Genomic DNA, 15,529 nt, shown 5'->3' with positions numbered 1-15,529 from the left:
CAAGGCTATACACCAACAATGTTATGCAATAATAACTCTGTGAGTTTTTTCGCTGCCGCAGGTGCTGTTCTGCGCGTATTGTAAACTAGCCAAACTTCAGAAGTGGCTTGAATATTAGCCAGCTTGAGGTATCTAACGCCGTCAATTTTCATGCGAGTAAAGGATTCCGTGATAATTGAAATTCCCATTCCCGCAGAGACTAAGCCTAAGATAGTCATCGCTTCCCCAGCTTCTTGAGAAATAGTGGGAACTATCCCTTCAGATGCTAATAATTGGTTTATCTCATCATACAGCGCTGTACCGACTTCTCGCTCGAAAAAAACTAATGGATAAGCAGCAAGTTGCTTAATATCCACACCATTTTCTTCATAAGCCAATAATGGGTGCCCTTCATAGACGGCAAGCATAAAGGGCTCTCTGAACAATAATTGATAGTCCAATTGTTCAGGTAATATTGTATTGCGCATGATGCCAATGTCTATGCGCCCAGTCACTAATGGGGGGATTTGTTGCTTCGTATTCATCTGATGCATATGAATAGAAACATCAGGATAAGCTTCTCGATATTGACGCAAGCTCATGGTGACTTTATGCATAAATGGCGTTGTTGAGGTAAACCCAATGGAAAGCTCACCTAGCTCCCCCTTTTCCATTCGAGCCGCCTTTGTGGCTGCGGCATCCACTTGCCCTAAAATTTGGTACGCCTCTTTTAGAAACATCGCCCCTGCGGGGGTTAATGCTACATTACGGTTATTGCGTTCTAATAGTTTCGCATTAACCATTTCTTCAAGAGCTTGAATTTGCTGACTTAATGGAGGCTGAGACATGTGCAAACGTTCAGCCGCACGCCCAAAATGCAGCTCTTCGGCAACGGCAATAAAATAACGTAAATGGCGTAATTCAATGTTCATCAGATTGATATTTTAAATGTATCATTATGTATTATTAATATATTAGACAAAAAAATAGAAAGTTTCTATTCTTTGATCGAAATCAAGTCCGTTTAGTCGTCAAGGAATTTACATGGAACAGCAGTCAAAAAGCCTCTCACCGAGTTCATCTTTACAAGGAAAACCAAACGCAGCCTTGACGAGTACCCCACCGAAAAAACACTATATTCAACGAGATGACGCCTTATATCTGCGCGTTACGCTGTCATTTTTTACTGTGGGTTTTGCGACCTTCGCCTTGCTCTATTTTGTCCAACCTATTTTGCCAATGTTGTCGGCTGATTTTAATGTTTCACCGGCTACCGCGAGTTTGTCGTTATCATTAAGTACTGGATTAATGGCATTAGGATTATTGGTCACTGGACCTATTTCCGATGCGATTGGTCGTAAAAATGTTATGGTGATTTCCCTGACTTGCGCAGCGCTTTTTACCTTGATGAGTTCAATCATGGAAAGTTGGCAAGGAATTCTAATTGCTCGCGCTTTAGTGGGACTTTCCCTTAGTGGCGTTGCTGCGGTGGCGATGACCTATTTAAGCGAAGAAATACATCCCAGCTATGTTGCACTTTCCATGGGGCTCTACATTAGTGGTAATTCTATTGGTGGAATGAGCGGACGCTTAATGACAGGCGTTATTGCTGACTATTATTCATGGCGAGTTGCTGTGGTTATTTTAGGCTCCTTGGCACTGTTAGCCGCTATTGGTTTTTGGCGATTATTGCCCCCTTCTCAGCATTTCCGAGCCAGCTCATTAAAACCTAAAAACCTTTGGGTTAACTTACACTTACATTTGCGTGATACCGGTTTACCGTGGTTATTCATTGAGGGGTTCATTTTAATGGGCGGTTTTGTAACGATGTATAACTACATTGGATACCGCTTACTTGAGTCGCCTTATAATTTTAGTCAATCTGTTGTGGGTTTCTTATCTATTATTTATTTAACAGGAACTTACAGCGCGACAAAGACAGGAAGCTTGACACAAAAATACGGCTTTGGACGAATTCTGATCGCCGCAATTGCGATGATGTTGATGGGCGTCATTCTGACCCTACATAGTAATATCTGGGTGATATTGCTGGGTATGACTGTACTGACAACGGGATTTTTTGCGGGACACTCTGTCGCCAGTAGTTGGGTTGGACGTCGAGCGAAACGAGCACGGGGTCAGGCATCCTCACTCTATTTATTTAGTTATTACGCAGGTTCCAGTATTGCTGGTACATTAGGTGGGTTATTCTGGGCTTCCTATGGGTGGAATGGCGTAGCGTTATTTATCGCAAGTTTGTTGCTACTCGGCGTCGGTATTGCTTATAAGTTAAAAACAAAATGTTAATCGCTTCTAGGTTACCTAATTAACTTAATAAATTAACTCCTGCTAAAGGTTAGAATTCACATCCTCATCATAATTAATAGAAAATCTATAAATTAATCAATGATGAGGATATTGAATGAAAAAACTATTATTACTTCCCTTACTACTCTGCTATAGCTATTTTGCATTACCTCATGGCTACATCGAGTATCCTGCCAGTCGAGCCTATCTCTGTAAACTGCAAAGCAACCAAAATTGTGGCGCTGTTCAATACGAACCACAATCAGTTGAAGGTTTAAAGGGATTTCCGCTAAAAGGTCCTGCAGACGGTAAAATTGCGAGCGCGAATATTGCCTCTTTCTCTCCGCTTGATGCACAACAACCGTTTCGTTGGACTCGGATGTTAATAGAAACCTCGACTTTCGATTTTTTCTGGCGCTTAACTGCCATTCATCGAACAACTAAGTGGGAATATTTTATTACACGTAAAGATTGGGATCCCAGCAAGTCTTTAACCCGCGCCCAATTTGAGTTAACGCCATTTTGTAAGTTCGAGAAAGTCGAAATGCCACCTAGTTTAGTGATGCATACTTGCCCATCTTCCAAAAGATTATCAAGGCTATCATGTTGTTTTAGGTATTTGGACCATCGATGATACCACTAATGCATTTTATCAAGTAATTGATTTGGAAATTGACTATAAATAATAATTGTCAGTAAACCAGACAATAGGGATAGTATGTAATACTCTATCGGCTATCCCTTAGGTTCACTAGTAAGCGTGTTGAAAAACTCAAATGTTAATGTTAATTTAGTTATTCGAGCCATTGGAATGTTGTAACTAAATATAAGGTTAAGGATGTTATGTCAAAACAGCAGTTAGTGAGTTCATTCAATCAACTTGAGTCAAATATCAACCTTCTTTGCCAATTACTTCAAACTCAGCAAAATGTTAAAGCCGCTGTATTTAGCTTACCGGAAACATTAAAAGGTGATGAGAATAATGAAGTTAGCTCGATCTTAGTGGATAAACACACTGGTTCAGATGCGCTAACACGAGCAATAGACCTTTTTACATTGCTATTTATACATAAAAAATCAGAGTTAGTGAGCAATAAAGCCGCTATTCGATTACCTGGTGCTATCTGTCTTGCGCCCTCTCTGGCAGACTATAAACGCTTCCAGCATTTACTCTTCGAGATCAATCAACTAAAAATAGAAATAAAGCAGATTGTAACCCACATTGATGAAGCCCATCGGTTTGAATTTATTCGAGAAAGCTTGCATGGTTTGTTAACACTAAATACCTATCGTACCCTCACTTCTGTTGTTGATCCTGATACCATTCGATTCGGTTGGGCAAATAAGAAAGTCATCAACAAAGTGACTCAAGAAGAGATGCTCAATCGCTTACAGGCGAGCCTAGAAAGTGGGAGAACGCCCTCTCATTTACAACGTGAGCACTGGATATTGCAATTAAAAAATGAAATCCAATTAATTCGTTCTCTTCCCCATGATTGTGTATTGAAAACTCAACGCCCCGTTAAAGTTCAACCTATCGCGCGAGTTTGGGACAAAGAAACACAAAAGCAAACACAATATCCTTGTGCAACACCGCTGTTGATTTTCGCCATTGATAAAGAATTAAGCGATATCAAGCTTGGTGAGTTAGCGGATTATCATCAAGATAACATCGCCCTGCGTAATCGCCCAAAAGCAAAACCCGTCGAATTATTGATCCCGCGTTTAAACCTATATATTGAACGATAAAAAATCCCCTGCACTATTTCTAATGCAGGGGCTTAACATTCATTATCCAAGAGATGGATAATTATGATTTCATGCTACCGACCATATCTTCAGGACGAACCCATTCATTAAATTGAGCTTCAGTTAAGTAGTTCAATTTCAGTGCAGATTCTTTCAGAGTCAGACCTTCTTTGTGCGCTTTCTTCGCAATTTCTGCTGCTTTATCATAGCCAATGTGGGTATTTAACGCTGTTACCAACATCAGAGATTCGTGCAGTAATTTTTCGATACGTTCACGGTTTGGTTCGATGCCTTCAGCGCAATGCTCGTTGAAGCTGCGCATACCATCTGCTAATAAACGGATAGATTGTAAGAAGTTGTCGATAACCATTGGACGGAATACGTTCAATTCAAAGTTACCTGATGCGCCACCAATATTCACAGCAACATCATTACCCATGACCTGGGCACACAGCATGGTTAATGCTTCACACTGTGTTGGGTTAACTTTACCTGGCATAATAGAGCTACCCGGTTCGTTTTCAGGAATCGAGATTTCGCCAATACCACAACGAGGACCTGATGCTAACCATCTAACATCGTTAGCGATCTTCATTAATGATGCCGCTAAACCTTTCAATGCACCGTGAGCATGCACTAAAGCATCACAAGTCGCTAATGCTTCAAATTTGTTTGGTGATGTGACAAAAGGCTGACCTGTTAATTCAGCAATTTTCTTCGCGACACGAACCGCATATTCAGGGTGAGTATTCAGACCTGTACCCACCGCAGTACCGCCTAATGCTAATTCACAAATATGTGGCACTGCGTTTTCAATATGTTTTTCGTTGTGGGCTAACATTGCCGCCCAACCTGAGATTTCCTGACCCAATGTTAATGGTGTCGCATCTTGTAGATGTGTACGACCAATTTTAACAATGTCTTTAAATTCTTTTGCTTTCGCATCGAGGGTTTTGTGCAGAACTTTTAATTCTGGCAGCAAATGTTCACGAATCGCAACAACGGCTGCAACGTGCATTGCTGTTGGGAAGACGTCGTTAGAGCTTTGGCTCTTGTTAACATCGTCATTTGGGTGGATTAGACGGTCGTTACCGCGCTGTCCACCGAGGATTTCGCTACCACGGTTAGCTAGCACCTCGTTCATGTTCATGTTACTTTGAGTACCAGAACCAGTTTGCCAGATAGCGAGAGGGAATTCTGTTGGATGCTTGCCAGCAAGAACTTCGTCTGCCGCAGCGATAATCGCATCACCGCGATCTTTTGGCAGTAAACCTAAATCCATATTCACGCTTGCAGCCGCTTTTTTAGTTACCGCTAATGCGTGGATCAGAGCAACAGGCATTTTCTCTACAGAGATACGGAAATGTTCTAAAGAACGCTGCGTTTGCGCGCCCCATAAGTGGTCAGCAGGTACTTCAATTGGTCCCATTGAGTCTTTTTCAATGCGAGTGGCTGCCATTACTAGCTCCTTAGGTACATATTCAGAATAATTAATTTTAGAATCATCTGCTTGCAGGTAAGCAAATAACCGAGCAGTATAATGCCACAAATTGAATTTCAATTATGAGACTTGGTCGAGCTTATTGTGCTGTAGTAAAAAGGAAATCAGTTGATTTTTGCAAAAAGAGAGTTTTGATATGCTAAAAATGATGAACCAAATCCAACACTATGATTGGGGAAGTAAAACCGCCCTCAGCGAACTGTATGGTTACCCTAACCCGGATAATTTACCAATGGCTGAGCTTTGGATGGGGGCTCACCCCAAAGCCAGTTCTGAGGTTATATCACCCTTAACACATCAGAAAATCTCGTTAGATGCTTTCATTAAGGAAAACCCAGAAAAAATATTGGGTAAACATATCGCCGAACGTTTTGGCCGACTTCCTTATTTATTCAAAGTGCTATGCGCAGCTCAGCCATTATCCGTTCAGGTTCACCCAAATAAACACGATGCGGAAATCGGTTTTAAAAAAGAAAATGCACAAGGGATCCCATTGAACTCCCCTATCCGTAATTATAAGGATAATAATCATAAACCAGAGCTGATTTATGCTTTAACCCCCTTTAAAGCAATGAATGCATTTCGTCCTATAGCAGAAATTGTCGAGTTATTTAGCTTTATTGCAGCAGCCCATCCTGAAATTCAATTTTTTGTTCAATCCCCAAGTGAAGATAAACTAAAAAAATTATTTGCACAGATTCTTAATTTGACTGGTGAGCAAAAAGAGCTTGCATTGGGTGTATTAAAAGCAGCATTGAATAGCAAACAAGGTGAGCCGTGGAATTCCATTAAACAAATGGTGAGCTTATATCCAGATGATAATGGTTTATTTACACCTTTAATGCTAAATATCGTTGAATTACAACCTGGTGAAGCCATGTTTTTAGCAGCAAGAACCCCTCACGCTTATTTAGAGGGTGTTGGGTTAGAAGTGATGGCTAATTCAGATAACGTCTTGCGTGCAGGCTTAACGAGCAAACATATTGATGTAAAAGAACTCGTTGATAATATTGATTTTAAGTCAATTAAAGCTGATGATTTGTTCAATATTCCCGAAAAATCTGGAAATGTCTGGAAATATAAGATCCCAGTGGAAGATTTTTCATTTAAAATATATTCTATTGACTGCTCTGGGTTATCCCTAACTAATCATACAGCTTCAATTTTGTTTTGTATTGAAGGTAAGTTAGTATTGCGATCAGGTAATCAAGAATTAAACATGAATTCTGGTGAATCTGTTTTCTTACCTGCTTATGAGGATAACATTTCTATTCAAGGAAATGGCCAAGTAGCCCGAGTATTTAATTTTTAGGTCATATTTTATATTTAGCCGTTGGTACACACAGCCAAACGGGTAATAAAAACTTATATTATTTATACATAAGTGCGTTTCATGCGCACTGAAAGGATGGATGTTGATAATGAAAAAGTCATTAGTTGCGGTAGGTGTTATCGTTGCTCTGGGCGCAGTATGGACTGGCGCATCATGGTATACAGGTTCAAAAGTTGAAGCTGAACTGAATAAAGTGATTACGAATTCAAACGCGTTTATCACGGCTAACGATCCAAGTGCTGATGTTGTCTTTAAATTAGAGAACTACAAACGTGGTGTGTTCTCTTCTCAAGCTGACATCATCATTACCTCAACCGCTTCTGCTGACGAAAACATCGTCTTTAAAGCGGATATCTCTCATGGTCCACTGCCATTATCCCAAGTAGCTAAGTTCAATCTGATGCCTAAATTAGGTGCAGTTAATGTTGAATTAGCAAATACGAAAGCGACTAAAGAGCTGTTTGAAGCAACCAAAGGCAAGCCATTCATGCATGGTTCTGCTGTTATTGGTTACAGCAAAAACGTGGATTCTAGCATCGAGCTGATCCCTCTTGAATACACCAAAGAAGATGGTAAATTCTCATTTAGCGGCGCTAAGTTTGATATTGCAACTGGTTCAGACTTAAGTACTGTTGATGCATCTTTAGTGACTGATAGCTTAGTGATCAGCAGCACTAAAGAAGAAGGTACTATCACAATGAAAGGCATGAAGCTGGTTTCTAATGTTAAGAAATCTCAACATGGCTTCTATACAGGTACCCAATCTTTCGTTATCGCAGATACTGATGTTAATATCCCTGAAACTAAGTTCTCATTCAAAGATTTGAACGTTTCAAGTGATACCTCTATCAATGGTGACGATGTTAAAGGTAACCTGTCTTACAAAATCAGTGATGTTAAAGCATTAGATCAAAACTTAGGTTCTGGTGAGCTGACAGTGGCTATCGAAAAATTAGATGCGAAAGCATTAGGTCAATTTGTTGAGCAATACAACAAAGCGTTGGCTGAAGGCTTAGCAACAGGCAACCCAACTGAAGCAAGCGAAAAAATCGCAATGCAGATGATGACCACAACTCTGCCTGAGCTGATGAAAAGCAAACCAGTATTTACTGTTAGCCCGTTCTATTGGAAAAACGAAGCAGGTCAAAGCTCTATCGACCTAAGCGTTACTTTCAACAAGTGGAACCAAGACGAAATTACTGCGTTAGCAATGCAAAACAAAGTGGATGAAGCGTTCAAACAACTGATCACTTCTTTCGATTTCAGCATGAAACTGAATAAGCCAATGGTCATCGAGTCAATGACTCAAGCCATGATCTTAGATGGCGGTGCAGCAGTTTCTGCGGAAGATAAGAAAGTTGTTAAAGAACAAGTAACTGAAGAGTTCGCTGGTGTTCAACAAATGCTAACTGCGGATATGTTCTCTAACCCGTTCGAAGAAATGTTCATGACTGATGAACAACGCGCAGAGAAAGCGAAAGAGAAAAAACATCCTTGGATGATCGACAGCGAAAACGATTTAACCATGACCGTTAAATTCTCTGGTAATGACCTAACCTTCAACGGTGACAAATATACCTTAGCTGAATTCCTGACTAAGATGAAAATGATGTCTGGTCCTGAAGATGAAATGGGCTACGAAGAAGAAGCTCAACCTGCTGATGGTGCTGAAGTTGCTGAGCCAGCAATCGAAGCTGAACAACCAGCAGAAGCGCCAGCTGCACAATAATTTATCCTTAAGATAAATTACTTAAACGCCAGTCTCCTCGACTGGCGTTTTTGTTTCTATTTAGCCTATTTATCATTGATTTTTATTCAATTACATACAAAATGGATGCAGAATATCTATAAGGATCATTTATCGTGATAAACAAACAGCTCCCTTTAACAGACTTACATCGCCACCTTGATGGTAATATTCGCCCAGAAACCATTCTTTCTTTGGCACAACAGCACCGTATCCAACTCCCCGCAGATGAAATTGAAGCCTTACGCCCTCACGTGCAAATTATGGGACAAGAAGCTGATTTAGTTGGTTTTCTAACTAAACTGGATTGGGGTGTTGCTGTATTAGCTGATTTAGATGCCTGTAAGCGTGTCGCATTTGAGAATGTGGAAGATGCCTTTAGAGCGGGCATTGACTACGCTGAATTACGTTTTTCCCCTTACTATATGGCAATGAAGCATCAACTTCCTGTTGAAGGCGTTGTTGGTGCAGTTATTGACGGTATTGCTGCGGGTTGCCGTCAATACGATATTCAAATCAATCTGATTGGTATTTTGAGCCGTACTTTTGGGCAGCAGGCCTGTGCTATTGAATTAGAGGGTCTTCTCGCACATAGAGATAAATTATGTGCCCTTGATTTAGCCGGTGATGAACTGGGATTCCCAGGTGCATTATTTGAAGAACATTTTACCAAAGCTCGTAATACTGGACTCAATATTACCGTGCATGCTGGTGAAGCGGCAGGTGCAGCCAGTATTTGGCATGCTATCAAGCATTTAGGCGCTCAACGTATTGGACATGGGGTTAAAGCAATTGAAGATCCTGAGCTCATTGAATTTTTAGCGAAAAATAACATTGGTATTGAAAGTTGTTTAACCTCGAATATTCAAACCAGTACCGTCCCTTCACTGGCTCAGCACCCGTTGAAAACCTTTTTATCCCACGGTGTTTTAGCATCCATTAATACCGACGACCCTGCTGTTGAAGGCATCGAGTTACCTTATGAATATAATGTTGCTGCACCGCAAGCGGGTCTAACACAGGCTGAAATTGAACAAGCTCAGCGCAATGGACTCACCATGGCATTCCTTTCTGATAGCGAGAAAGCGGCATTGGCGCGTAAAGCTGCAAACCGTTAATTCAACTGCTAACTGCGAATAAATCTTTTTATAGGGTAGGACTCATGTTCTGCCCTATTTAACCCATTAAAACGTTCAAATTTTCTCAGTCGTTAATCTATTTCATGATAACACCCATAGCATGTTGTAACTAAATTAGTTATTTTATATAGGCAGCTTTCGCTGCCTTAGTGGATATTTAGTGTTTTTCGAGCCGTTTAGCGTACTTCTGAGCTATCACTGCACACACCATTAATTGAATCTGATGAAAAATCATTAATGGCAGCAAAATTATCCCTACTGTTGCGGCTGGAAATAGCACATTTGCCATGGGTACACCATTTGCCAAGCTCTTCTTCGACCCACAAAAAAGAATCGTAATTTCGTCTTCTTTGCTAAACCCAAGAATACGCGCTGACATCACGTTAATCACCATCACCACGACTAATACAACACAAGAAACTAACGTAATGATAAACAGTGAATAAGCATCAATGGTTTGCCAAATCCCCTCAACCACCGCTTCGCTAAATGCCACATACACAACAAGTAGAATGGAAGACCGGTCAGTGGTATTGACCAACCTTTTATGGCGATTAATCCAGTTAGCGATGAGCGGTCGACATAAATGCCCGACAATAAATGGCACCATCAATTGCAGCATAATTGAGCCAATCGCATTGAGTGTATCCATTGCTTGGCTGCCATCAGTGTCCATCAACACTCCGACTAAAACAGGAGAGAGAAAAACCCCTAAAATACTGGAGGCTGAAGCACTGCAAATTGCTGCAGCGACATTCCCACCGGCAACCGAGGTGAATGCAATGGCAGATTGAACGGTGGCGGGCAATGCACATAAATACAAAAAGCCCATATACACCGTTGGCGACATCCAATGTGGCACCATAAAGCGCAATGCAATACCAATAATAGGAAATAGAATGAACGTGCTGGCAAATACTAATAAATGAAGTCGCCAGTGCCCCATCCCTGCAACGATAGACTCTCTGGATAACTTAGCACCATGCATAAAAAACAGTAGCGCTATCGCTGCGGTTGTTAAGTGCTGGAAAACAGTTTTAACCTGCCCCTCACATGGGAAGATACTGGCGATAATAACAACGCCAATCATGATCAACAGAAACGAGTCTATTTTAAGTTTTGCTAATAAATTCATTCGATTTTCCACAAATAAAAAGCCAGTTTTTACACTGGCTTTATCTTCAACGTTGAACCTTAGAAAATATTTTCGATAGTCCGTTTTTCTTTCGCTGATTGCATACCGGCTTCAATCAGTTTCATAATATCGATGGCTTCGCTTGGTGTAACTGGGTTTGGCTTACCGAAACGAATAGCGTCATAAATGGCTTCATAATATCCACCATAATTGCCTTTCTCATTTGCCCATGACTGACTCACCATATCATCACCTTGTGACAGCGTCACAACACCCAGATTAGGGTCTTCTCCCCAATGTTCACCTCGTGGAACAGCACCACTTTTTAGCGCATCTTCCTGCGTATCTAGCCCATATTTCACGTAACTCCCTTTCATACCATGAATGGTATAAATTGGCATCGGCGCTGCCGCGAGAGTTGTTGAATGTAATACGATTTTCTTATCTGCATAATCCAGCATTGCATGGAAATAATCTACTGCTTCCGCGCCTGGACGAATAGCCCCCAGATCAACGGTAATCGCTTGCGGTTTACCAAAATATTGCAGCACTTGGTCAATCATATGCGGTCCCAGATCGTACCAAATTCCCGCTCCCGGAATATTAGCCTCTCGCCAGCGTTGTCTCACCACTGGACGAAAACGGTCAAAATGAGATTCATAATATTTAATGTCACCTAAACAGCCATCTTGCAGGATTTTTTTCACGGTGCGATACCCTGAATCCCAACGACGATTATGGTAAATTGATAATAATTTTCCGGCTTTTTCAGCTCGTTGCTGTAAATCTTCGGCTTCTTTAACATCAAGAGTAAACGGCTTATCTACCACCACATGCTTACCCGCAGCTAACGCTTTGCAGGCTAATGGGTAGTGAGTGTCATTCGGCGTTGGGATCACAACAAGCTCAATTTCAGGATCAGAAAACAATGCTTCGGGCGAGCTAGCTACCGTAACATTAGGATAATCCGCATGAACTTTACTCGCATCACTACTGGAGATAGTCGTTAGCTCAAATCCTTCTAACATGGCTAAAAATGGAGCATGAAATGTTTTGCTGGCATAACCATATCCAACAATCCCGACTTTAATTGGTTTGGGCATATTGACCTCACATAAGTGGCATATTTTGCTATTTTAAAAAAGTACCATCAGAATGAATCAATTAGCAAATAAATCTATGATAGGATTATTAATTATCAGGATTATTTAGCAATAACGGATCCCTACTTATGACTTCTGTTTATAACACTGACCGTATTACCGGCTGGTTATTAGCCCCTGCTAGCTATTTACTGCTGACATTGTTTGCGGCTTGTAGCATGACTGTGATGTACTGCATTAAATTTTATGAGATTGTCACCACGGTGGATAATTGGAGTAGTTTCATTACCCCACAGTGGTATTTGTCTTTCGCAATTAGCCTAGCTATGTCACTTTTTAGTGTACATGTTACACAACTGATGTTTAAGCGCTCTCGTCATTTTCCCCGTCGTTTTACCCTATGGCTATTAGCATTAATGTTAATCGGATTAAAAACATTCGCATTTTCCCCTATTGATGACCAAACTGCCCTACAAATCCTCGCATGGCCACTATTAGGTGCTGGATTTTTTGTCCCTTATTTGAAAATGTCTAAACGAGTGAAAATGACTTTCACACAAGATCGATAAGCATCACAAAAATAGCTTTGATATCATAGCCTCCGTTAAACTGACTGTGGTCAGTTTTTGGGCTTTTTTCTCTCTTCAGGCTATGAAATGACCGACTATCTTCTACTTTTTATTGGGACAGTGTTAGTCAATAACTTTGTCCTCGTTAAATTCTTGGGATTATGCCCATTCATGGGCGTATCAAAAAAACTAGAAACCGCCATTGGTATGGGTTTTGCGACTACGTTCGTTATGACCCTCGCCTCAATAAGCTCGTGGTTAATCGATACGTTGATCTTAATCCCTCTAGACCTAGTCTATCTACGTACACTGAGCTTTATCCTTGTGATAGCCGTAGTAGTACAGTTTACTGAAATGGTTGTGAGAAAAACCAGCCCAACCTTATACCGCCTATTGGGGATCTTTTTACCGCTGATCACCACTAACTGTGCGGTGCTTGGGGTTGCTTTATTAAACATCAATCAATCCCACGGTTTCTTGCAATCTGCGGTATATGGCTTTAGTGCCGCCGTCGGATTCTCTTTTGTTATGGTTCTCTTTGCCGCCATCCGTGAGCGCTTAGCTGTAGCAAATGTCCCAGCACCTTTTAAAGGTTCGTCAATTGGTCTGATCACTGCGGGGTTGATGTCTCTCGCATTTATGGGCTTTAGTGGTTTGGTGAAATTCTAATGATGTCTTTGTGGATTGCGATTGGCATATTAGCCGTTTTCGGGCTGATCTTTGGTCTGATCTTAGGCTATGCCTCATTACGTTTTAAAGTTGAGGAAGATCCGATTGTTGAAAAACTGGATGCTATTTTACCGCAGAGCCAATGCGGGCAATGCAGTTATCCAGGTTGCCGTCCCTACGCTGAAGCAGTAGCCAACAACGGGGAAATGATAAACAAATGCGCCCCCGGCGGCGAGCAAGTCATGCTCAAAATTGCTGAGCTGATGAACGTTGACCCTCAACCCATTGATGGCGATGAAACTGCGCAAAACCCTGTTCGTAAAGTTGCCATCATCGATGAAGAAAATTGTATTGGGTGCACAAAGTGTATCCAAGCTTGTCCTGTCGATGCCATTGTGGGCGCTACTCGTGCCATGCATACAGTGATTGAAGATTTATGTACGGGTTGCGACCTGTGTGTTGCCCCATGTCCTACGGATTGTATTGAAATGGTGCCAGTTAAAACCACTACCGCCAACTGGAAATGGGATTTAAACACCATCCCAGTTAAAAATATTACCGATGAATCCTTATTGTCAGCCAAAGAGGGTTCCCATGCTTAATTTATTTAAGTGGTTGAAAAAAGATAATATTTGGGACTTTGATGGCGGTATTCATCCCCCTGAGATGAAACTACAATCCAGCAGAACGCCAATGCGTGTGGCTTCCGTTCCTGATGAGCTAATCATCCCTCTGCAACAACATTTAGGTCCGGAAGGTGAACTCATCGTCAACATTGGCGACACCGTTCTTAAAGGTCAACCATTAACGAAAGGTACAGGTCGTACCGTGCCTGTGCATGCTTCAACATCCGGTACTATCACCGCGATTGAACCTATGGTGACCGCTCATCCTTCAGGATTAAAAGAACTCTGCGTCAAAATTAAAGCAGATGGTCTGGATACTTGGGCTCCTTTACAACCCGTACCTGACTTCCAACAACTTTCGCGGGCTGATTTGCTCAACAAAATTGAGCAAGCAGGTATTGCAGGTTTAGGTGGCGCTGGCTTCCCAACAGCCTCTAAGCTAGCAGGCGGGAAAGATGCCATTAAAACGTTGATTATCAATGCCGCAGAATGTGAACCTTATATCACTGCTGATGACCGTTTAATGCAAGAACATGCTCAAGAAGTCATTGAAGGCTGCCGCGTTCTGCAACACCTGTTAAACCCCGACCAAGTATTAATCGGCATTGAAGATAATAAGCCCGAGGCAATCCGCGCCTTAAAACGCGCCCTTACCTCCATAGATAAACAGATTTTTATCCGAGTGATCCCCACCAAGTACCCATCAGGTGGTGCAAAACAGTTGACCAAAATTTTAACGGGAAAAGAAGTTCCTTCAGGTGCACGATCTTCCCAGATTGGCGTATTGATGCAAAACGTGGGTACTGCCGTCGCTATCAAGCGCGCAGTCATTGATGGTCAGCCGCTCATTGAACGTGTTGTCACGGTCACCGGAGAAGCGATTAAACAGCCAGGAAACTTCTGGACTCGCTTAGGTACGCCAGTTAAACATCTACTTCAGCAATCTGGCTTTGAGCCTGAAAATGAGCAAATGGTGATCATGGGGGGACCATTAATGGGCTTCACATTACCCGATCTCAATGTTCCTGTAGTCAAAATTTGCAACTGCTTACTGGTCCCTACCCAAGAAGAGATGGGCAAAAAACCTGTCGAAGAAGCTTGTATTCGTTGTGGTCTCTGTGTCGATGCTTGCCCTGCCAGTTTATTACCTCAGCAATTATATTGGTTTAGTAAAGGTAAAGAACACGAAAAAGCGCAGAAACATAATCTGTTTGACTGCATTGAATGTGGTGCTTGTGCTTATGTCTGCCCAAGCAATATTCCGCTGGTACAATATTATCGCCAAGAAAAAGCAGAAATTCGCGAAATAGACCAAGAAGAACGCCGTTCCATCGAAGCTAAACAGCGCTTTGAAGCTAAACAACAGCGTATGGAACGTGAAAAACTTGCCCGCGAAGAACGGCATAAGAAAGCGGCTGTTCAAGTGGATACCGCAGATAAAGACGCAGTTAATGCGGCACTTGCTCGTGTTAAAGCGAAGAAAGCGTCAACGGCTGAGCCAATAAAAATCATTTCAGGTGAATTGCCTGACAATAGTGCTGTTATTGCAGCAAGAGAAGCGCGTAAAGCTCAAGCGCGCGCCAAACAAGCGCAAAAAGTCGCAGAGCAAACCCAATCTGACAACCCCGTGATTGCAGATGGCACGGAGGGAGATGACCCACGCAAAGCCGCT

Annotated in this window: 13 protein-coding genes and 1 pseudogene; 10 read left to right on the top strand and 4 right to left on the bottom strand. The window is 41.8% G+C overall.

Annotated elements, in window-relative coordinates; genetic code table 11:
• Positions 1–5: 5 nt before the first annotated feature.
• Complete coding sequence (locus PR766_RS04990) at positions 6–911, bottom strand: LysR family transcriptional regulator (RefSeq protein WP_006661711.1); 906 nt, start codon at positions 909–911, stop codon at positions 6–8.
• 112 nt (positions 912–1,023) lie between these two features.
• On the opposite strand from PR766_RS04990, the gene PR766_RS04985 reads away from it, so the two are divergent.
• The 3 genes and pseudogenes from PR766_RS04985 to tus all read left to right on the top strand — a co-directional run bounded on the left by PR766_RS04985 (position 1,024) and on the right by tus (position 4,035).
• A complete protein-coding gene (locus PR766_RS04985; RefSeq protein ID WP_036963722.1) occupies positions 1,024–2,286 on the top strand; it encodes an MFS transporter in 1,263 nt (420 codons plus the stop codon).
• A 115-nt stretch (positions 2,287–2,401) separates the two neighbouring features.
• Positions 2,402–2,972, top strand: a pseudogene (locus PR766_RS04980) (lytic polysaccharide monooxygenase).
• 157 nt (positions 2,973–3,129) lie between these two features.
• Positions 3,130–4,035: a DNA replication terminus site-binding protein gene (gene tus / locus PR766_RS04970; protein WP_006659785.1), complete on the top strand. Its 906-nt coding sequence runs from the start codon at positions 3,130–3,132 to the stop codon at positions 4,033–4,035.
• Between the two features lie 61 nt (positions 4,036–4,096).
• On the opposite strand, the gene fumC is transcribed toward tus, so the two are convergent.
• The gene (gene fumC, locus PR766_RS04965; RefSeq protein ID WP_006661708.1) at positions 4,097–5,494 is read right to left on the bottom strand and encodes a class II fumarate hydratase; all 1,398 of its coding nucleotides are present in this window, start codon (positions 5,492–5,494) and stop codon (positions 4,097–4,099) included.
• Between the two features lie 178 nt (positions 5,495–5,672).
• On the opposite strand from fumC, the gene manA reads away from it, so the two are divergent.
• The 3 genes from manA to add all read left to right on the top strand — a co-directional run bounded on the left by manA (position 5,673) and on the right by add (position 9,734).
• Positions 5,673–6,848 (top strand): mannose-6-phosphate isomerase, encoded by a 1,176-nt coding sequence (gene manA / locus PR766_RS04960; protein WP_036983055.1) that lies wholly within the window; start codon positions 5,673–5,675, stop codon positions 6,846–6,848.
• 109 nt (positions 6,849–6,957) lie between these two features.
• Positions 6,958–8,598: a YdgA family protein gene (locus PR766_RS04955; RefSeq protein WP_039862043.1), complete on the top strand. Its 1,641-nt coding sequence runs from the start codon at positions 6,958–6,960 to the stop codon at positions 8,596–8,598.
• 134 nt (positions 8,599–8,732) lie between these two features.
• Positions 8,733–9,734 carry an adenosine deaminase gene (gene add, locus PR766_RS04950; protein WP_036963730.1) on the top strand — a complete coding sequence of 334 codons (1,002 nt, stop codon included), beginning with the start codon at positions 8,733–8,735 and terminating at the stop codon, positions 9,732–9,734.
• 178 nt (positions 9,735–9,912) lie between these two features.
• Here the strand turns inward: add and PR766_RS04945 are convergent, their stop codons facing one another.
• Both PR766_RS04945 and PR766_RS04940 read right to left on the bottom strand, forming a co-directional pair.
• Positions 9,913–10,890, bottom strand: coding sequence for a bile acid:sodium symporter family protein (locus tag PR766_RS04945; protein WP_006659780.1), 978 nt, complete (start codon positions 10,888–10,890; stop codon positions 9,913–9,915).
• Between the two features lie 59 nt (positions 10,891–10,949).
• Positions 10,950–11,993 (bottom strand): oxidoreductase, encoded by a 1,044-nt coding sequence (locus tag PR766_RS04940; RefSeq protein ID WP_154636593.1) that lies wholly within the window; start codon positions 11,991–11,993, stop codon positions 10,950–10,952.
• A gap of 128 nt (positions 11,994–12,121) precedes the next feature.
• Here PR766_RS04940 and PR766_RS04935 point away from each other — a divergent pair, with 128 nt between their 5' ends.
• The 4 genes from PR766_RS04935 to rsxC form a co-directional block, all read left to right on the top strand.
• Positions 12,122–12,562 (top strand): DUF2569 domain-containing protein, encoded by a 441-nt coding sequence (locus PR766_RS04935; protein ID WP_006659778.1) that lies wholly within the window; start codon positions 12,122–12,124, stop codon positions 12,560–12,562.
• Between the two features lie 87 nt (positions 12,563–12,649).
• Positions 12,650–13,231 carry an electron transport complex subunit RsxA gene (gene rsxA / locus PR766_RS04930; RefSeq protein WP_006659777.1) on the top strand — a complete coding sequence of 194 codons (582 nt, stop codon included), beginning with the start codon at positions 12,650–12,652 and terminating at the stop codon, positions 13,229–13,231.
• A complete protein-coding gene (gene rsxB, locus PR766_RS04925; RefSeq protein ID WP_006659776.1) occupies positions 13,231–13,833 on the top strand; it encodes an electron transport complex subunit RsxB in 603 nt (200 codons plus the stop codon). The genes rsxA and rsxB overlap by 1 nt, the downstream gene beginning before the upstream one ends.
• Positions 13,826–15,529, top strand: a 1,704-nt coding sequence (gene rsxC / locus PR766_RS04920) for an electron transport complex subunit RsxC (RefSeq protein WP_272518471.1), incomplete at its 3' end; no start/stop codon positions are given. The genes rsxB and rsxC, both read left to right, overlap by 8 nt.

Source organism: Providencia sp. PROV208 (genome assembly GCF_028479465.1).
Classification (GTDB): domain Bacteria; phylum Pseudomonadota; class Gammaproteobacteria; order Enterobacterales; family Enterobacteriaceae; genus Providencia; species Providencia alcalifaciens.
This window is presented reverse-complemented; position numbering and strand designations above follow the sequence as displayed.

Coding starts and splice junctions, on each gene's coding strand:
- PR766_RS04955 (WP_039862043.1), top strand. CDS start 6,958: ATGAAAAAGTCATTAGTTGCGGTAGGTGTTATCGTTGCTCTGGGCGCA.
- PR766_RS04945 (WP_006659780.1), bottom strand. CDS start 10,890: ATGAATTTATTAGCAAAACTTAAAATAGACTCGTTTCTGTTGATCATG.
- PR766_RS04940 (WP_154636593.1), bottom strand. CDS start 11,993: ATGCCCAAACCAATTAAAGTCGGGATTGTTGGATATGGTTATGCCAGC.
- PR766_RS04990 (WP_006661711.1), bottom strand. CDS start 911: ATGAACATTGAATTACGCCATTTACGTTATTTTATTGCCGTTGCCGAA.
- PR766_RS04935 (WP_006659778.1), top strand. CDS start 12,122: ATGACTTCTGTTTATAACACTGACCGTATTACCGGCTGGTTATTAGCC.
- tus (WP_006659785.1), top strand. CDS start 3,130: ATGTCAAAACAGCAGTTAGTGAGTTCATTCAATCAACTTGAGTCAAAT.
- manA (WP_036983055.1), top strand. CDS start 5,673: ATGCTAAAAATGATGAACCAAATCCAACACTATGATTGGGGAAGTAAA.
- PR766_RS04985 (WP_036963722.1), top strand. CDS start 1,024: ATGGAACAGCAGTCAAAAAGCCTCTCACCGAGTTCATCTTTACAAGGA.
- rsxA (WP_006659777.1), top strand. CDS start 12,650: ATGACCGACTATCTTCTACTTTTTATTGGGACAGTGTTAGTCAATAAC.
- fumC (WP_006661708.1), bottom strand. CDS start 5,494: ATGGCAGCCACTCGCATTGAAAAAGACTCAATGGGACCAATTGAAGTA.
- rsxB (WP_006659776.1), top strand. CDS start 13,231: ATGATGTCTTTGTGGATTGCGATTGGCATATTAGCCGTTTTCGGGCTG.